The organism is Vibrio sp. DW001 (assembly GCF_029016285.1).
GTDB lineage: Bacteria > Pseudomonadota > Gammaproteobacteria > Enterobacterales > Vibrionaceae > Vibrio.
On sequence record NZ_CP091976.1, the window covers coordinates 719,658 to 738,564 of the forward strand.

Annotated in this window: 20 protein-coding genes; 7 read left to right on the forward strand and 13 right to left on the reverse strand. The window is 42.9% G+C overall.

The features are described from left to right. Positions 1–14 precede the first annotated feature (14 nt). From L3V77_RS20605 to hpaH, 9 genes are all read right to left on the reverse strand, one after another. Positions 15–1,211, reverse strand: a complete 1,197-nt coding sequence (locus L3V77_RS20605; RefSeq protein WP_275138108.1) for a multidrug effflux MFS transporter — start codon at positions 1,209–1,211, stop codon at positions 15–17. Between the two features lie 5 nt (positions 1,212–1,216). After that, positions 1,217–1,651 carry a heme-binding protein gene (locus tag L3V77_RS20610; RefSeq protein WP_275138109.1) on the reverse strand — a complete coding sequence of 145 codons (435 nt, stop codon included), beginning with the start codon at positions 1,649–1,651 and terminating at the stop codon, positions 1,217–1,219. A 5-nt stretch (positions 1,652–1,656) separates the two neighbouring features. Continuing rightward, positions 1,657–2,508, reverse strand: a complete 852-nt coding sequence (gene hpaD, locus L3V77_RS20615) for a 3,4-dihydroxyphenylacetate 2,3-dioxygenase (RefSeq protein WP_275138110.1) — start codon at positions 2,506–2,508, stop codon at positions 1,657–1,659. 108 nt (positions 2,509–2,616) lie between these two features. Then, complete coding sequence (locus tag L3V77_RS20620; protein WP_275138111.1) at positions 2,617–3,009, reverse strand: 5-carboxymethyl-2-hydroxymuconate Delta-isomerase; 393 nt, start codon at positions 3,007–3,009, stop codon at positions 2,617–2,619. A 51-nt stretch (positions 3,010–3,060) separates the two neighbouring features. After that, complete coding sequence (hpaE, locus tag L3V77_RS20625) at positions 3,061–4,581, reverse strand: 5-carboxymethyl-2-hydroxymuconate semialdehyde dehydrogenase (RefSeq protein ID WP_342752114.1); 1,521 nt, start codon at positions 4,579–4,581, stop codon at positions 3,061–3,063. Next, a complete protein-coding gene (locus tag L3V77_RS20630; protein WP_275138113.1) occupies positions 4,581–5,384 on the reverse strand; it encodes a fumarylacetoacetate hydrolase family protein in 804 nt (267 codons plus the stop codon). The genes hpaE and L3V77_RS20630 overlap by 1 nt, the downstream gene beginning before the upstream one ends. Further along, positions 5,384–6,031 carry a fumarylacetoacetate hydrolase family protein gene (locus tag L3V77_RS20635; protein WP_275138114.1) on the reverse strand — a complete coding sequence of 216 codons (648 nt, stop codon included), beginning with the start codon at positions 6,029–6,031 and terminating at the stop codon, positions 5,384–5,386. Before L3V77_RS20635 ends, L3V77_RS20630 begins: the two co-directional genes overlap by 1 nt. 31 nt (positions 6,032–6,062) lie before the next feature. Beyond that, complete coding sequence (hpaI, locus tag L3V77_RS20640) at positions 6,063–6,893, reverse strand: 4-hydroxy-2-oxoheptanedioate aldolase (protein WP_275138115.1); 831 nt, start codon at positions 6,891–6,893, stop codon at positions 6,063–6,065. 9 nt (positions 6,894–6,902) lie between these two features. Next, positions 6,903–7,706, reverse strand: a complete 804-nt coding sequence (gene hpaH, locus L3V77_RS20645; RefSeq protein ID WP_275138116.1) for a 2-oxo-hept-4-ene-1,7-dioate hydratase — start codon at positions 7,704–7,706, stop codon at positions 6,903–6,905. A 434-nt stretch (positions 7,707–8,140) separates the two neighbouring features. On the opposite strand from hpaH, the gene hpaC reads away from it, so the two are divergent. From hpaC to L3V77_RS20670, 5 genes are all read left to right on the forward strand, one after another. Then, complete coding sequence (gene hpaC, locus L3V77_RS20650; RefSeq protein WP_275138117.1) at positions 8,141–8,653, forward strand: 4-hydroxyphenylacetate 3-monooxygenase, reductase component; 513 nt, start codon at positions 8,141–8,143, stop codon at positions 8,651–8,653. A 258-nt stretch (positions 8,654–8,911) separates the two neighbouring features. Beyond that, on the forward strand, positions 8,912–9,820 hold the full coding sequence (gene dmeF, locus L3V77_RS20655) for a CDF family Co(II)/Ni(II) efflux transporter DmeF (RefSeq protein WP_275138220.1): 909 nt from the start codon (positions 8,912–8,914) through the stop codon (positions 9,818–9,820). Continuing rightward, the gene (locus L3V77_RS20660) at positions 9,817–10,233 is read left to right on the forward strand and encodes a MarR family transcriptional regulator (RefSeq protein WP_275138118.1); all 417 of its coding nucleotides are present in this window, start codon (positions 9,817–9,819) and stop codon (positions 10,231–10,233) included. Before dmeF ends, L3V77_RS20660 begins: the two co-directional genes overlap by 4 nt. 581 nt (positions 10,234–10,814) lie before the next feature. Then, complete coding sequence (locus tag L3V77_RS20665; RefSeq protein ID WP_275138119.1) at positions 10,815–11,414, forward strand: hypothetical protein; 600 nt, start codon at positions 10,815–10,817, stop codon at positions 11,412–11,414. Between the two features lie 9 nt (positions 11,415–11,423). Then, positions 11,424–11,864 (forward strand): DUF411 domain-containing protein, encoded by a 441-nt coding sequence (locus L3V77_RS20670; RefSeq protein WP_275138120.1) that lies wholly within the window; start codon positions 11,424–11,426, stop codon positions 11,862–11,864. Positions 11,865–12,081: 217 nt separating this feature from the next. On the opposite strand, the gene L3V77_RS20675 is transcribed toward L3V77_RS20670, so the two are convergent. Further along, complete coding sequence (locus L3V77_RS20675; RefSeq protein ID WP_275138121.1) at positions 12,082–13,620, reverse strand: phospholipase D family protein; 1,539 nt, start codon at positions 13,618–13,620, stop codon at positions 12,082–12,084. Between the two features lie 315 nt (positions 13,621–13,935). Here L3V77_RS20675 and L3V77_RS20680 point away from each other — a divergent pair, with 315 nt between their 5' ends. Both L3V77_RS20680 and L3V77_RS20685 read left to right on the forward strand, forming a co-directional pair. After that, on the forward strand, positions 13,936–15,270 hold the full coding sequence (locus L3V77_RS20680; protein WP_275138122.1) for an MATE family efflux transporter: 1,335 nt from the start codon (positions 13,936–13,938) through the stop codon (positions 15,268–15,270). A gap of 117 nt (positions 15,271–15,387) precedes the next feature. Further along, positions 15,388–16,335, forward strand: a complete 948-nt coding sequence (locus tag L3V77_RS20685; RefSeq protein ID WP_275138123.1) for a LysR family transcriptional regulator — start codon at positions 15,388–15,390, stop codon at positions 16,333–16,335. Positions 16,336–16,535: 200 nt separating this feature from the next. Here the strand turns inward: L3V77_RS20685 and L3V77_RS20690 are convergent, their stop codons facing one another. The 3 genes from L3V77_RS20690 to L3V77_RS20700 form a co-directional block, all read right to left on the reverse strand. Continuing rightward, positions 16,536–16,880: a RidA family protein gene (locus L3V77_RS20690; protein ID WP_195705829.1), complete on the reverse strand. Its 345-nt coding sequence runs from the start codon at positions 16,878–16,880 to the stop codon at positions 16,536–16,538. Between the two features lie 204 nt (positions 16,881–17,084). Then, the gene (locus L3V77_RS20695; RefSeq protein ID WP_275138124.1) at positions 17,085–18,383 is read right to left on the reverse strand and encodes a TRAP transporter large permease; all 1,299 of its coding nucleotides are present in this window, start codon (positions 18,381–18,383) and stop codon (positions 17,085–17,087) included. Beyond that, positions 18,380–18,904 carry a TRAP transporter small permease gene (locus L3V77_RS20700; RefSeq protein WP_275138125.1) on the reverse strand — a complete coding sequence of 175 codons (525 nt, stop codon included), beginning with the start codon at positions 18,902–18,904 and terminating at the stop codon, positions 18,380–18,382. The genes L3V77_RS20695 and L3V77_RS20700 overlap by 4 nt, the downstream gene beginning before the upstream one ends. Between the last annotated feature and the right edge of the window lie 3 nt (positions 18,905–18,907).

Here is an 18,907-nt window from a genome sequence, read left to right on the forward strand (position 1 = left end):
CGGCGTCCGCTTTTTTACGTCACCTGAATTCGGGTTATGTCATTTTGATGGTAGTGGAAATAGAGTGCCAACGCACATACACCATAGCCAACAAGAAACAGTGGCAGCATTATTGACCCGATCTGTTCGACTAATGCACCAACGAGTTGCGCCAACAATGCACCTAATAGTAATTGTATAAAACCGAGCAGTCCCGAAGCCGACGCTCGGTTTTCCTCTACCGACGCGATAGATAATGACTGTAAATGGGGCTGACTCAATCCACGACCAAAGGTAAACAAGGCCATAGTGAGGAATAAGTTTTCATAACTAATATCAAATAACGTAAAAGATACCAGCATCAACAGCCCACCAATGAGTGACAGGCTATGACCAATAATTACTGAGCTAGAATGAGATAGTCGTGTTGATAGTTGCGCACTCGTAAAGCTGCCGACCATAAATCCAAAGGCAACAAAAAGAAACCAAAAGCCATATTGGGTTAGGCTCTCACCTAAGGTTGCGCTTACTATAAAAGGAGCGCAGGTAACAAATGAGAAAAACCCACAGGCGATAAGCGTACTAGACAAAGTAAGGCTGATATAGGCTTGATTCTGTACCAGTTTTTTGTAGGTACCGATAAAAGAAGTTGTTTTCCCTAAACTCATTTCGTCGCTTATTGGTTTCGGATATTGGAAAAACACACCTACCCAAACCGCTGTCGCCATTAACATTGGCAGATAGAATACAGAATGCCAGCCGATAAATTCTGACACAACGCCACCGACAGTCGGTGCTATCGCTTGTGAAACAGCGACACCCATGGTGACATAACTCAGTTTCTCAACCGCTTTTTCTGAAGGGTACATGTCCACTAAGATACTACGTGCGAGCATCATACCAATGCAACCACCAGCGGCTTGCATCACTCGGCTAAGCAATATCAGCTCAACAGAACTAGCAAATACCCCTACTAAGCCACCAGCAACGTGAAGCCCGAATCCCCACAACAGTAAATTACGTTTTCCATAACGGTCCGCCAATGGGCCACCAAACAACTGACCGATAGCAAGCGTGGCTAAATAGGCGGTAAAACTGAGTTGGATTACGCTGTTAGAGGCACCAAATTCTTTTGCCAGAATAGGCATAATTGGGGCAACAATATTAAGAGCCACAGGACTAACCATCGCCATCAGTATCAAGAAATAGGTAAGCTGAGTATCCTTATTCATGTCGGTTACTTTGCATGTTCAGAAAGTGTTAGAAAAGCCTCAATTCCCGCGTTAGCACATTCTACATCTTGGTTTTCACTCGCACCAGAAACACCAATGGCACCCATGGTTTCACCTTGAAACTGCACTGGAATACCCCCACCAAACAAGACCATTCTGTCTTGCTGAGAAAGACTACTTAATAGATGGGGATTCCCCTCTAAACGCCGAGTCCAATCTTGTGTGGAAAAACCAAAGCTTACCGCCGTAAACGCTTTGTTAACGGAGATATCAATACAGGGAAATGCGGCGTTGTTGATTCTAAGTTGAGCAAGAGGGTAACCATGACGATCGAGAACCGATACGCATACCTTAAGTTGACGCGCTTCCGCATACTCTATCGCGGCAAGCGCGATCAGATGTGCGGTTCGCCAACTCAGGCTCGTATCAGTCACGACCATACTTATTACACCTCAAACAGAACGTTGACTTGTCCGGTTCCTGAGCTTGGGAAGTACTCACTCACTAAACGACCTTTGCCTTCGTATTTGTCCCACCCTAGGGCACCAAACAGCATTGCTGTATCGTGCATACCACCTTCGCCATCGCATTTCGCGGCGTAATCTGGAAGCATTTTCAAGAAGGTTTCAATATCGCCGTTCTGCCACATATCCAGTACATGAAGATCCATCTGACGGTTAAATTCGCTAGAGATAGTAAACGTACCGTTGTTGGCAACGTAGTCTTCATTGGCCCAGATCTTGTGTGAAAGTGAGCCGGAAGCAAGCAGCATAACTTTACTGTCACTAGCTTCAATCGCTTCACGAATAGCTTCACCCAATCGACGAGATGATTCAAGACTATGAACCGTGCACATGGCGGCAACAGAAACCACTTTGAACTGCTTATCCTCGTTCATAAAACGCATCGGAACTAAGGTCCCGTACTCTAACGCTAACGAATCGACTTGATGAGAAAGAGTAAAGACACCCTTCTCTGTCGCGATGTCTGCAATTAGATCACCCAGTTCAGAGTTGCCTTCGTATTCGTAAGGCAGGTTTTGAATAAAATGTGGAAATTCATTACTGGTGAATAGTCCTTCAAAATGCGTATTTGAATTAATATGGTATCCCGCATTAACTAACCAGTGCGTATCCAGCACAACCACCGTATCGACACCTTTCTCACGCGCGATTCTTGAAATCTCTCTGTGTCCATCAATCGCGTGCTGACGCAAGCCGAAAATTCTGCCAGGTTGCTCAGACATAATCATTGTCGGAACGTGTGTAATTTTTGCAGCAACAACAAGTTCGCCCATCTTGTGTATCTCCTTGCTTTGGGTAACAAAAGCGCTCCGATTAAAATAGTAGAGTTGGCTTCATTACGTTCTTATTCAGTTTCAGTTTTTAATGCTTACAAGCTCAGCTCAACTCGCTAAGTTTTTAAGCTTCTCGTGTATATTATTTTTTTTATAATTCAGTGTCGGATGCAGCTCGGTCATTTCGAAACCGATGCTTAGATAGCGTTCATCAAATATCGGCTGTAGACATGCAGTGAAGGCGGTAAAGATAGTGTCTCCGGCTTCTTTCAATGTCTCCATTGATCGTCCACTACCGACCTTCACCGTAAGATGAATAAACCCATTTTCTGGATCACCTTCTGCGACTCGAAAGTCATCGGCTTTATATGCCCGGCTACGAATGCCCCCTAACGGAAACACGCCCGTTGATACAGCCGTTTCGTTGAGCACTTTCAATAGCTCTGGCAGGTCCAACTCCTGTTCAATATTGGCGGAGTATTCCACGACAAAATGGGGCATAGTTCTTCCTTTGATATTCGCTAACACTGGTGTCTGTATTATAATGAAAGATTAACGCCCTAATACTGGCACGCTGTGGGTATCAAACGCGATACAGACGTTTTTCGTTTCCATGTAGAAATCGAAACTCCAATCACCACCATCACGACCAATACCCGACATTTTCACACCACCAAATGGTGACGGAAGGTTACGGTTATTTTCAGAGTTAATCCAAACCATACCCGATTCAACATTATGGGCCATACGCATTGAACAGCCGGTGTTGCTTGTCCAAATGTACGCAGCCAAGCCATAGTTAGTATCGTTAGCAATGGCGACAGCGTCTGCTTCAGTTTCGAACTCGATGGTGGTAAGCACGGGCCCGAAGATCTCTTCGCGAGCGATACGCATCGAATTATCCGCATCAGTGAAGAGTGTTGGTGTTAGATAGTTACCATTGCCAAGCTCAGTAATACGTTTTCCACCTACAGCAACGGTTGCGCCATCTTCAATCGCAGCATCAACATAGCTTAATACTTTTTCATAATGAGATGTATGTACCAACGGACCCACTTCTGTCACGGGGTCAAGCGGATGACCAACCTTAAGGTTCGCAACACGCACTTTCAATGCTGTAAGGAATTTGTCCTTAATACCTGACTGGATAAGTAGACGACTTGAGCTCGTACAACGCTGACCGTTTAAGCTGTAAATCATAAAGACAACAGCATCAAGCGCTCGATCAAAATCGGCATCATCAAAGACAATAACGGGATTTTTTCCACCTAATTCAAAGTGTGCACGCTTCAACGTATCTGCCGCTTGTTTCTGGATCATAGAACCTGTAACGGTTTCTCCGACAAAAGCAATAGCCTTGATATCTGGATGCTGTGTCAGCTCTTTACCCGCCACTTCTCCAAATCCGTTAATCATATTCCATACGCCCGGTGGCAAGCCGGCTTCGTCTGCACATTCTGCAAGAATCGCGGCTGAAAGCGGGCTAAATTCTGCTGGCTTGTGGACGACCGTACAACCCGAAGCTAGAGCGGGTGCAATCTTCCAAGTCGACAACATAAATGGCGTATTCCAAGGCGTAATAACACCAACCGGGCCAATAGGCGACTTAACCGTAAAGTTAGTGTGTTCTTCCTGTTGCAAAGCGAGTCCGTTACGTGCTTCAGGTGCTTTATCAGCAAAGAAACGAAAATTAGCCGCGCCGCGAACGGCCGCTTGACGCATAAAGCGAATTGGCTGACCACAGTCTGAAGACTCTACTAATGCGATCTCTTCAGCGCGTGCTTCAATTTTGTCGGCTAGTTTATGCAAAATCGCTTTACGTTTTGCTCCACTCATTGCTCCCCACTCTTTTTGAGCTGACGCCGCCGCTTTACAAGCTGCATCCACATCGGCAACGCTCGCTTTAACGACCTTACCTAATGATTCACTGTTCACTGGTGAACCGTTATCGAACGTCTCACCTTCACTGCCTAGTGTCCATTTCCCATTAATATAATGGCCTAGTGTATTCTCTTTGAAACGCGCGAGGTACGTTGTGGCTTTGTCTAAATTGTTTTGAAGATCCTGACTCATCATTTCGTCCCTTTTGAGTTGTTGTCGCCAGTAATTCGCGATGAATAGAATTCTTGTTCAGAAACCATATGGGTCTCTAACGAACCTACTTTTTCAATCGAGCAAACGACGACATCGCCCGGCTGCATATCTTTTAGCCCTTTCGGTGTTCCTGTTGCAATCATGTCGCCTGGTTGAAGCGTCATAATGGCACTGAGATACTCAATCAAGAACGGCACATCGAAGATCATGTCAGCCGTGCTGCCTTCCTGAGTCAGTTCACCATTTACTCGTGTTTCTATCTTCAGGTTGCTGATATCGCCAACATCCTCTTTATCAATTATCCACGGGCCGATAGGGCAAAGTGAATCACGACTCTTCACACGAAGATTGGGGCGATAGTAGTTTTCCAAGTAGTCTCGAATTGCAAAGTCATTACATACGGTGTAACCCTTGACGTAATCCATCGCGTCTTTACGATCGATATTTTTGCCTTCTTTACCAATCACCGCGACCAACTCACACTCATAGTGCATAAATTCGATATCATCTGGGCGATACGAGTCTTGCTTGTGGCCCGTTAACGTATTGGTTCCTTTAATGAAAACCAATGGCTCGGTAGGGGGAGCGAACGCGAGTTCTGAAGCATGATCCGCATAGTTAAGACCAAGCGCAAAAATGGTACCCGGATTTTGAACAGGTGATAGCCATTGAACCTCACTTTCTGGAAGTAATTGTCCCGACTCCGATTGAATCTCGCCCGCTTGATTCACGGTTACATTTAAAATCTCTTCTTGAAAGAGTATACGTGCTCTTTTCATCATTACTCTCCCGTCAAAGTATTATTAAGTTGCTGTAATCCGCTCATACTTGAGCTGACTTGGTCACCCACCTGAACCGCTATACGGTCACCGGGAAATCCGACGGCAATAACGTCGCCAACATTTAACGTCATAATAGTGGAAATGAGATGAATCAACTGTTCGATACTGCGATGGAAGTGAGAAACGCTCAGCACACTTTTTTCGTCACCGTTAACACTTGTTGTAACGGTTAAATCAGCCAATGAAGCGATATCTGAAAGTGGCACTGGATTTTGAGCGATTGGCGCCGATCCATCTAAACACTTACCTTTGATATCAGGGCGGTAGTAGCTTTGCTCTGGCAAAGAGAAGTCGTGTGTAAGGGTTAATCCACTGACATAATCCAGTGCATCGGTTTCACTTACGCGACAACACGTTTTACCTATTACCAACGCAATACTCGCGCCAACAACCATTGAATCACCAACATAGCTGACTTTGGCTTCATCCGATGACCATGTATTTCTTGTTTTAAAATAAAGTACCGGCTGAGTCGGTGGCTTTACATAAGGCTTTTCACTAAAAGTGCCGTTGAGTTCATTTAACTGCTTGGCATCATTAAGTGCCACGCAGACAAACTTCTCTTTGACTAACTGATTTGAATTCATCTGAAGTCCTTCTCTCATTATTTTAAGCAAACTAATAGCCACTAGATGGGTTAGTTTGTTCAGTTTTCTGTTCTGGGTTCTTTACTCTATTCACTAATTGCTCAGCCGATAAGCGCAGTAATAACGTGTCGACACCAACGCCGACAAATTTAGTTCCACTTGCGGCAAATTGTTGAGCTTTTTCGATGTTGAGGCACAAGATTCCCGATGCTTTGCCACTGTTGTGGATAACGTCCATTCCCCACTGGATTTTTTCAACCACTTCAGGATGGTCGGGGTTACCTACATAGCCCATTGCACCGGAAAGATCAGACGGTCCTATAAAAACACCATCAACACCATCCACCTGCACTATTTCTTCTAGGTTATCCATTGCTTCTAAAGTCTCTACTTGAACAATGAGGCAAATTTCGTCATTTGCGTTCTGCAAGTATTGAGGAACTTTGTTCCATTTCGCCGCACGAGCTAGTGAGCTTCCCATCCCTCTTATACCAAGAGGAGGATAACGGACAGCAGAGACCAACTCTTTTGCCTGTTCTGCTGTATTCACCATAGGGATAAGCAAGGTTTGAGCACCTACATCAAGAAGCTTCTTGATTTTGGCTACACTGCCCTCATCTGGACGTACGATAGGAGAAACATCATAAGGTGCTAATGCCTGTAGATGATGCAATATATCTTTGAGTTCAAAGGGCGCGTGTTCACCGTCTATAAGTAGCCAATCAAAACCAGCACCGGCACAGATCTCGGCACAACTTGTATCAGGTAAACCTAACCATAAACCCCACAAGGCTTCTTCCCCTTGCAGAGCGCGTTTAAATTTGTTTATCGGTAACGCAGACACCGGATTCAATGTAGACATAATTCGCCTCTATACAAACTTAACGGATATACCGCCAAGAGGACCAAAATCAGCGTGCACAGTATCACCAGCTTTAACAGGTACCGGTCGAGTAAACGAGCCCGATAGAATCACTTGACCCGGCTCCAAGCCTATATCATGAGGTGCGAAACGTTTACATACCCAACAGATACCATTCGCTGGATGACCGAGTACACCTGCAGCTAATCCGGTTTCTTCAATTTGGCCATTTAGATAAAGCATTGCTCCGGCCCAGCGCATATCAAAGTCCATGGGTTTAATTGGACGGCCACCGACAACAATGCCAGCGTTCGCTGCATTGTCAGCAATCGTGTCGTAAACCTTGCGTGTATAGCCCGATTCTGGGTCAGTACGATGACAACGTGCAGCAATCAATTCTAAGGAAGGAATAATGTAATCTGTTGCGTTTAGCACATCGAATATAGTGACATCTTCGCCTTTCAAAGGATCTTTTAATACAAACGCCAGTTCTACTTCTATACGAGGGTCAAGAAAGTCATCTGCCTTAATTTGTGCACCGTCAGCAAAAAACATATCGTCTAGCAATACACCATAATCTGGCTGATCAATGTTTACCGCCATTTGCATAGCTCGTGAGGTTAAACCAATCTTGTAACCTTTAACCTTCGCCCCCTCGCTTTTCTTGCGTTCTACCCATGCGCTCTGTATCGCATAAGCATCTGCCATCGTCATGTCTGGGTGTTCTAGCGTAAATGCGGGGATCTGATAGCGCTCTTTTTCTGCTACATAAAGTTTATCGGCTGCCGATTGTACTTGTTCTGGAGTGAGCATGGATTGACCTTCCTTTGCCAAATTATTCTGTCTTTATCGATTATCTTAAAAAACGACTTTAATTAACATGTTAAACATAATACTTAACATCTTAACTAAATACCAGAAACAAAAAGCGCAAAATATAACCAAATGGTTTGAAAAAAAACTAACCAGTTGATTAATAAGTAATTTGCGCTTAACTTACTAACAACTTGTTAACGAATATGCGTATTCGATCACATTTTGGTGACATTTATCGATTTATGGCAATGTGGTTTTTGTACAATTAAGCAGGACAATTATTTGTTAATGCGTTATTAAACAATCAATTACATAAAATGTACGTTTTTATTAACCTATGAAAAGTGCAAGCATCTCCTGTTTTCGTCTATTTCCAATCACCCGTTTCACGTGGAAACTTAACAATATATTAACCAGATGGAATTGAAAAAATGTCTAATCAACCACTATTTAGAGACGCAATGGCAAACCTAGCAGCAGCTGTTAACATTGTGACCACAGGCGGCGAAGCTGGAACGGTTGGTATTACCGCAACCGCCGTTTGTTCTATCACCGATACTCCAGCAACCATTATGGTATGTGTGAATAAAAACAGTGCTTCCAACGATATAATCAAGAGAAATAAGAATCTCTGTATTAATGTATGTGCAGCGGAACAGCAAAAGATGTCACTCGATTTTGCAGGTATGACAGAGTTAACAATGGAAGAGCGTTTCGCTGACCCAGCATGGTCTTTAAACGAGGCAAAAGTACCTGTACTCAATGGCTGTCTAACCAGTTTAGAAGGTCATGTTTCAGAAAATTTGGAGATGGGTACACACACAGTTTTCTTTGTCGAAATTGACAACATTATCGTGAATAAAGACAAAGACGCTTTAGTCTACTTTGCACGTGAATTTAAAACCGTAGAATGCGCGAAAGAAAAAGAAGTTGTGGCCGCATAACGCCCCTAAATATATCCCTTAATTCCCAATGCGAGCTTGCAAGTTAATCATCTTATTAAACAGAAGGTTAGCTTGCTTTTTTATAACCCAAGTTAAATAATACCCGTCGTACTAACTATCCAAACAAACTAGTCTCTGTTCAGCATTTTAAGTACTGATACAACAGGCACGAATATATCTTGATTGACAAATAGTTTGACTATCAAATATAATCATATTCAAATACTTTGACAATCAAACATTATGAATACTCCTGCCATCTTGCCTTTAAAACATTCCCATCAGTTTGGTTCTCACCACCACTCTAATGGTGAAAAACGAACCTTTTATGTCCTTCTACTCACCATTATCGCGATGTTTGCTGAGATCATCTCCGGTAAGATTTTTGGCTCTATGGCACTGCTTGCCGACGGCTGGCACATGGGTACGCATGCTGCAGCATTCTGCATCACTCTGTTCACCTATCGTTATGCAAAACGACATGCCCATAACAACAGCTTCTCATACGGGACAGGAAAGGTCAGCGTTTTAGGTGGCTTCAGTAGTGCTGTCGCGCTCGGTATTATTGCGTTAATGATGTTTTCCGAATCCTTGGTTCGTCTTTTTGACCCTCAACAAATTCAGTTTAATGAGGCTATTTTTGTTGCGATCATTGGTTTAATCGTTAATTTTGCCAGTATGATGCTATTGCATGACGACAACCATCATCATGACCATTCTCACGATCATCATGATGACAACCATCAAGACCATAATCTCAAAGCGGCTTATATGCATGTACTAGCCGATACGCTTACGTCGATTTTGGCCATAATCGCACTCATCGTAGGTAAATATGTGGGCTGGAACTGGTTAGATGCCGTTATGGGAATGGTTGGCGCTATCGTGATCACCAAGTGGGCAATAGGACTTCTTAAGCAAACCAGTCCAATTTTACTCGATATCGCTATTGACAAAAAATACCGCGATTCTGTCATTGCAGCCATTCAGCCCCATGCGGATATTATCGACTTACATATTTGGAAAGTGAGTGCCGACCACCATGCTGCCAGTCTCATTTTAAGTTCAAGGAGCAATAAAAATATTGATGATTACAGGCAATTACTAAGTAAGTTTGATAAGATTCATCACCTCACTATTGAACTGCATAGCGCTAAACCTGCATGAATGATCTGACTTCACTCAACCAATTACTGACCGAATTCTATGATAAAATGTCGTCTTGGGAGCAATCCGTTGTAAAAGAAACAGGTTATACTTTAGCGCAGGTCCATACTGTTGAAGTGCTTGGCAATCATGGCGCTTTGCGCATGAAGGAATTGGCAGAAAAGCTTGGCATTACCACCGGAACACTCACGGTTCAGGTTGATAAGTTGGTGACGGCAAACTTAATAGACCGTTGTCCGCACCCGGAAGACCGGCGATCAATTGTTGTTTGTCTCACGGACGAAGGTAACCAGTTGCATGAACAGCACAATCAACTACATTTGAATCTGGTGCGAGAGCTCACTCGAAATATCAATTTTTCTGCAGAAAAAGTGTTGATCCAGTGTCTTAAGAAAATGAATAGAGAGTTTTAAAAGAGTTGATAACATTGAAGAAAATGATAAACCGTCTCACCCTACTACTAACATTGAGTGCATTCATGCTTTCAATGTTTTCGGTGATGCCTGTTCATTCTTCGACAAAAACAATGCCTCACAGTCTGAGTAGCTCATCTACTGAGAATGTTACGTATGCAAACACAAACATGGCATCGAGCCACAACTGTCCTGATCATCTCGTCGTCAGCAACGTCTCTCAAGGTGAGTGTTGTGATGATAATGGTATTATTCACACGTGCTGTGGAACGGCCTGCTCTGGGTTATATTCAACGACAACCAACCATATTGCTCATAGCAACTCCGTAAGTCGATCACCTCGAATACATTATATCCCCCAAAGTGCTCCTCCATCTTGGTTTCAGGCGCCCTTCAGACCCCCTATTTCATAACACTATTCAAACCTAAACCGACAGAAATCAAGTGACAGAGTACCTATTGAAAAACCAATACGGTGACGATGTCGATTTACGACACTGAAATTCCGTTGATTTAGTCTATCGCGACAAATAATGATGACTTAAGGTCCATTTATAAAACGAAACGAGAATAGTAAGCCGATGAACTGGTTACATAAATCAACTATATATGCCGCTGCACTAATCAGCTTTTCTACCTTTTCCTCAGGTGAAGACACGTCCGATATACCGACGCCAGACTCGTCTGATTTTGAGAAAGGCCAACACCTTTTCAGAACCGCTGGTGGTTATGGTTGTTCTACCTGCCACGGACTTTTTGCGCAAGGAGGAGGAAATGCTGGTGGCAATATTCGCGGTAAAGGGCTAGACGCCTTAAATCTTATTTTAGATAAAGAACCGACAATGAAGTTACTCGGACCAACGCTTACTTCAGAGGATCGACGACGACTTTCCATCTATGTTGGCGAACTCGGAACACTGAACCTTGTTGAATGGACGATCGAGAAAGAGGCGATTCTCCAGAACGGGGAATTCGCCGCCAATATAGAGAATCAACTGGTTATAGTGAATAAGACATTTGAGCCCGTTGAGTTAAATCTACTCGGTGTTATTAGCCGTAATCCCGTATCAATTAACCCGTATGAGACCAAGGCGTTTCAATGGAATCCAGACGGTAACTCTCTGGATTTAAAACCATCTAATTATGAACTAAACATTCAAACAATTAACGAACTAAAATAGGACACTAATATGACCAGAATAGTAAAATTCACCCTCATACTTGTCGCCATGCTGAGCTTTTCGGTATTCGCAAAGCCCACCGTTGAACTATACAAATCACCCACCTGCGGTTGCTGCACTGAATGGGCGGCTATTATGGAAGAGAAAGGCTACAAGGTTAACGTTCACCACAGCCGTGATTGGACATCGGTTAAGCAAAAATTTGGTATGCCGGGCCAGCTAACCTCGTGTCATAGCGCCGTCATTGACGGCTATATGATAGAAGGCCATGTACCAGAATCTGACATCGCTAAGCTACTGAGTGAGAGACCGACGGATATCTCGGGGCTTTCTGCACCGGGTATGCCTCAGCACTCTCCAGGAATGGCTGCGCCGGGCGCTGAGTACAAGGACTTCAATGTTGTCGCTTTTGATAGACAAGGTAAGATGAAACTTTATAAGAAATATTAAAAAGTCAAGGAGCCTCAAAACAGCTTCTTTAGGGCGTATACAACTCGTCAAGTGTACGCTTGCTTAATACTTCGTCATTTCCGTGCAAACGGGGAATCTTGGTGATATTAGATCCCCATAGTCATGGGGGTAACGTTGGTTTTCGTCGGGATGACAGGTTTAGACAACCTTAACTGAACAGCATTCCAAGAAAGTGGGGCCAATGTGTTATACTGATCTAGAGAATGTTTTTAGGCACAATTCGACGAATTTTGACACCCAATTGCTTCGACATGCTAACCCTATCATCAGGGTTGAAATCTTGGGTGACTCGCCATGCATTGTCTGGTTCCATCTCCAATAGAATTGAAGACTTCACATCTTTCGTAATCTCAGCGGATCGGATTATCGTCATACTTTCTGTATTCAAATTCGCGCTGCGTGGGTCAAAATTGTATGTCCCTATCACGGTAATATCATTATCCACAGTCATTGTTTTCGCGTGCAAACCAAAGATTGGTTTTGTAGCGAGTGTTTCGTACATGTTCCCCGTCATCACCCTCTGTCGAACCTTTGCATCCGGTCTAAACTCAAAGATTTCAACGCCAGTATTTAGAAGTGATTGTCGGTCTCGTTGGTACCCACTGAATGCTTCTAGGTTGTCATTTGAAGCGAGGCTATTGGTGAGAATTTTTATTTCTATGCCTTTATCTACCAAACTTTTCAGATATGTCCTATCTGCCTTTGTGGTCACTAAATACGGCGTCTGCATAATGATCGATTTTTTTGCGTTCTTAGTTAACTCAATTAATCGATCTCGAGTTAAACCTCCACCACCAAGAAACTGACTACCATCATTTTTACCAGGTATATCTGACACATACTCAACATCATCAAGCCAGACAAACTTGCCTTCTCTGTTTAGTTGTTCAAACGTATTAGGTACTTGTTCTATTTCTGCTCGGATAGCTGAATGAAAGTTCTTAGGATTACAAGCATAGGAGTGTAGCCGAGTAAAATCGGGATTTTCTTCAAAAGGATTATCTTTGACGAGATCTTCCACAGGTACGCTTAGATCATACTGCCAATACTGCTCAAAGGAAGCGTGTAGATCGCTTATCACTTTTCCTGCAAGGAATACATCTCGATCGCGAAAATTATATTGGTGATCGAAACCAAAATACTCATCCGCTATATTCCGACCTCCGGTAATCGCAACATGCTTATCTACAATAAAAACCTTGTTGTGCATTCGTTGGTTGAACCCATGAAAATCGAACACTAATGTACTGAGTTTATCGACAATGTTCTTGCCTATATTCGCATTGGGATTGTAGATTTTAATTTCGATATTTTCGTGAGCAGAAAGCATCAATAATTCGTCCCCTCTCGCCTCGATCATGATGTCATCAACTAGGACACGAACTTTGACACCTCTCTCAGCAGCCAATACCAAGTAATCGCTCGCAATTAAACCAACATTATCCGTCGAAAAAATGAAGTATTGAATGTCGATGGTTTCTTGCGCATGTTCCGTTAACCACGCTCGGGACATCATAGCTTCAGCACCTTGTTCTAGTACATAAACGCCTGTTTGACTTTTCATTCTAGATTCGAAGACTGAACTGTACTTAGTCAGTGGCTCTCGTTCAATCACATCTTGGTTTTCGCAATAATTGATCTCTAAAAGTGGCACGCTATCTGGCGTTGAGTCGCATCCAGAAAGTAGAAGGGCCAACATTATCGAGGAGAGCGTAATCAACAGAGTTTTTGTCATATATTGAGTTTTTTATTAGATGGTGGATTTTAATGCCCTAAACTTACACGTAATTGAAAGGAATTACTAAAACTTGTTAACTAATTGTACTCTGCGGTAATTTTGCGAATACGACACAGACAATCATTAATTTTGACGGTAAATATATCGATTCCTGCCTTATTAATGCGGCGATCAAGCGCCTATTTTATTCCACGTCATAATTGTGGTAAATAAAGCAACAGTGAAATGTTCAGACTCATCTATCTCTGTTGGCCTAAAACCCTTAGAATTTAAGCGTGACGGAACCCAAAATACATCAAAAAGAGAACTTACATGCTACGCAAAATAATTGATAACACTCTGCCCCTAACCTTTGGCGTGCTATCTATCATGTTGGTTCAACTTATAGACAGTATTTTCATCGGAAGATTAGGCATCGATGCTCTGACTGCTCAAGGGCTAACGCTACCATTTCATACAGTTATTATAGGGATCCAAGTCGGTCTTGGCGTCGCGAGTACCAGTATCATTTCCCAAGCGGTTGGATCTAAAAATATTGAAGCGGCAACTAAAACAGCGACCATTGGTGTCATTATCGGTGTACTTGTTCTATCTATGCTCAGCCTGACATTATGGCTAAAACGCCCATTTTTCCTTTCTCTGTTTGGTGATTTTGATAATAGTGCATCAGGTCTAGGTGTTATTAACGCGCTGCTTGATGACTATTGGTCTGTTTGGTTAATAAGTGCGGTACTCGGTGCCTTGCTCTATTTTATCTCTGGTGTATACCGGGCTAATGGCGAAACCAAAACGCCAGGATACTTCCTAATTCTCGCTAGCATGATCAATCTGGTTCTTGACCCGATTTTTATGTTCACTTTTGAGATGGGTATAAAAGGGGCGGCATTGGCGTCTTCGGTCTCATTTGCCATCTGTATTCTTATCATGGTTATTCGAGTCAAAAAAAAGCAATGGTTCTGCTTTTCCCTATTTGAGCGAAAAACCATAGATTACAGTAGAGCCTTGATGAACATGGCGATACCGACGACGGCTAACCAGATATTACCCTCTGTGAGTGCGATGACAGTCACCTTTTTTATCGCTCAATTAGGTACAACGAGTATTGCCTTTTGGACGCTGCTAACACGATTGGAAATGTTTTCGTTAGTGCTTGCGCTCTCACTTACCATGTCCATTCCACCTATGGTAGGTCGCTATATTGGTGAGAAGAACACCGATAAGGTCGCCGAACTCGTTTTTACTGCTGCTCGTTTTGTTCTTGTTTATCACATCATTATTGCTATCGCAGCGATGCTTGGTGCTTCCTATATTTCGGAGCTGCTCACCGAAGATACTACCTTAAGTTCTACATTGACCTATGCACTGGTATTCGTCCCACTGAGTTATGGGCCCCTTGGTTTATGTATGGTGATTGTGTCGGTATTTAATGCTTTATGTGAACCCAAAAAAGCGCTCATCCTTTCGTCTTTCCGTTTGTTTGTATTCTATATCCCTGCCACCGTGATCGGTGTAACGCTGGGTAGCATCGAAAGCGTTTTATGGGGGGTCTTTATTGCCAATATACTTGCAGGCACCACGGCATGGTTTATGTTCTCTCAACGCGTTCGCAAGCTGAATATGGAGTCCGATTACTGCGAAAATGCCTAGCGAACCTGTCACACTAGCCTATAAGTTATCACTACTATGTATAAGAAATTTGATACCTATACCTAAAAAGAACGCTATGATATGCATAATTACGTTCTCTATTTCAGGTTCCTTTCTATGGATATGGCAACTCGACTCGATCTTTTTTTAGATGTTGTTCAACATGGCTCATTTGCTAAAGCGGCTGATTTACGCAACCTTGATCGCTCAGTGTTATCTAAACAGATTAAAACGTTAGAGGAAGATTTGGGCATTCGATTGCTCAATCGGTCCACTCGTTCCCTTTCTTTAACTGACGCAGGCACGGAGATTTTAAAACAAGCAGAGTCAATGCGCGAACTGCTCTTAAATACGCAAAGGCTGGCCGAGTCTTATCATTCCCAACCAAAAGGCCAAATAAAGATTACTGGACCGACACCATTTGGTTACCTTTATCTTACCAAAGCGATCAATTGCTTTATGAAGAAATACCCAGACATTCATATTAGTCTGCATTTGGACGATAGGCGATCAGATATAATTGGCGAGCAGTACGACATTGCATTTCGTGTTGGTATGTTGTCAGATTCAAATCTCATTGCGAAAAAAATAGCCAGTAACCCAATTGCTATTTTGGCATCTCAATCTTTTATCGAAGAATATGGTGAACCAAAAACACCAGAAGAATTAATAAAATTACCGGCCATAATTTACACTAATGGTGAAACAACCATTAACAAAATCGATTTTTGCCAATCACCTGGTTGTGATGTAATGCAAACGTACACGATGAAAGGCAGGTACAAAGTAAACCAAGCCAAAGCTATCCTCTCTGCAGCTCAAGATGGCCTCGGTTACGCTGCGACCCCATTATTTACTTTAGAGAAAAACATTAAGGAGATGGGACTTGTACCGTTATTAACAGATTACAAAATGCCTAAAACATACGGTGATATACACGCTATTTATCCCCATAGGAATCAAACCCCAATCGTCAAACTCTTTATTGAAACAGTACAGGAAGTTATTGGAACGCCCCCAATTTGGGAAAGCTATATCGATAACTATTCTTCCATGTACAGCTAGTTATATTGTGGACAATATGTCCATTGTGAATGGGCATATGAACGTATTGATAAATAGCAGAACACGCCTATAATTCGCGCTGATTTTTTGGTAAGACGGTCAAATTATTCTGACATTATTTACGCTATACCAAATCAAACACTGCTATTTCTTAAGATAATTATCTTACCTACCCTATTGGGTAGGTTTTTTTATGCCCATTATACAGCGGCAACGACTGAAATTTCGACAAGTAGAGCTTCTCTAGCCATCTGCGCTTGGACACAAGCTCGAGCGGGTGCATGGCCTTCGGGAACCCAGTTGTCCCATACTTCGTTCATCTGAGCGAAGTCTTCCATCGTTTTAAGGTATATCGTTGCTGATAGCAATTTCTCTCTTGATGAACCGACACTTTCTAACAACTCATCCACTTTATCTAACATGGTTTCGGTCTGCTCTTTAATGGTTTTAGTTGAATCTTTTGCAACCTGACCACAAAAGTATACCGTACCGTTATGGATAACAGCGCGACTCATACGTTGCTTAGTCTCTTTTCTTTCAATCATTTTTATACTCAATTCTAGATACAATGAAGGAGGATAGTGTAAGGAAATTTGCTTCAAAGATCAGCTTTAAAATGTCTGATCTTATTGTAATCGGTTAGGGCGCATTCTAACCACGGCCCGACGGTTATTCCGCCTTCTAAAAAGAAAAGGCTTTGAGCAAATGCTCAAAGCCAAAACAAACGAAACTATCGGATTCGTTGTGATCTAATACATCAAACTGGGCAATAGCAGTGCAATAGATGGGAACAGCACAATAATTGCTAATCTCACCATATCCGCAACCCAAAAAGGTAAAATACCTCTAAAGATGGTGCCTGTACTGATGTCTTTTACTAACCCTGAGAGAACAAATACATTCAACCCAACAGGAGGCGTAATCAGACTGATTTCTGTCACTACCACAACAACGATACCAAACCATATTGGATCAAACCCAAGCTCAACAACAACCGGGAAGAAGATTGGCACCGTAAGCAGCATCATTGACATACTTTCAAATACACAGCCCAAGATAATATAGATGAGCAGGATAATCCCCATCGCCACTATCGGAGACACATTTCCGACTTGGATCAACTCGATCAACGCGGTTGGTAAACCAGCACGGTTTACGAAATTAGACAGTATTAATGCACTGATAACGACAGCAAAGAGTGACGCCGACGTTTTAGCTGTATCAACTAGAATGTCTCTTAATATGTCGTAACTCAGTTTTCTTCGATAAAGTGCTAAAAAGAAAGCACCTGAAGCACCGATACCTGCCGCCTCTGTAGGCGTAAATACACCTGCGTAGATACCACCCATAACCAAGACAAAAAGTAATAACGTAGAAAAAATGCCCTTTAATGCCGTCAATCGTTCTTTCCAGTCTGAACGTTCACCCGGTGGTGCACTTTCTGGTGAGCGATAAACGACCCAACGAACCGTAAGCAGGTAAAGTGAAATACCTAGTAAGCCAGGAAGAAATCCCGCCGCAAATAATTCACGTATGCTACTTTCGGTCAGAAGCCCATAGATAACCAGCATGACACTTGGTGGTATCAAAATGCCGAGCGTACCGCCAGCAGCAATTGACGCGGCAGCTAAACTATCTGCATACCCATAGGCTCGCATCGGTGGCATGGCGACTTTAGACATGGTTGCCGATGTGGCTAGGCTAGAACCGCAAATGGCTGAAAAGCCGCCGCAAGCAAGTATCGTCGACATGGATAAACCACCGCGACGGTGCCCAACAAACGCATTACAGGCTCTATATAATTCAGCGGACAAGCCCGCTTTCGTCACAAAGTTCCCCATTAATATAAATAGTGGAATAACCGACAAACCATAATCTTGCCCAGTATCAATGATTCGGCGAGCAGCCATAGACATGGCCGCTGTCCAGTTATAGTCATTGATATACCAAAATCCAATAAATCCAACAACCCCCATGGCAAAGGCAAGTGGTAACCTTAAAAACACCATGATGATAAGAATGGTAAAACCTACAATGGACTCCATCATTCGCTGCTACTCCTTTCTGATATCGGCGTTCCTGAGCGGAAGAATGGTAATCTGGCCATGTATACAACGGCATTCATAAAGGTAAGAAAACCACCAGCAAACCCTGTAATTGAGATTAGATAGGTCACGTAACCTAATGGAATTTCTAATATCTCAGATACTTCTTCATACTCAAGAGAACGACCCGCTAGTTTCCAATTCATCATCGCGACCAATACCAGCGATACCGCACAAATAAGATTTATTACTGCTTGGCGAACGTCAATCCAGCGGTCTGGAAAATAAGCGTCGAGTAGGTCTACGCAAATATTCTCTTCTTTCCAAGACACAAGAGGGAAAGCCATAAAGACCATGACAGCGAGTAGAACCTCAATCATCTCAGTTGAGCCATCGATCGGTGAGTTTAGAAAATAGCGTCCGAAAACATCGAAAAATGTAATACCCATCATAAGAAACAAGCTGAGCGCAGCGAGGGTCTCCAACCCTCGCCTTACAGCTATCGAAACATTTTCAGCTATCATAAT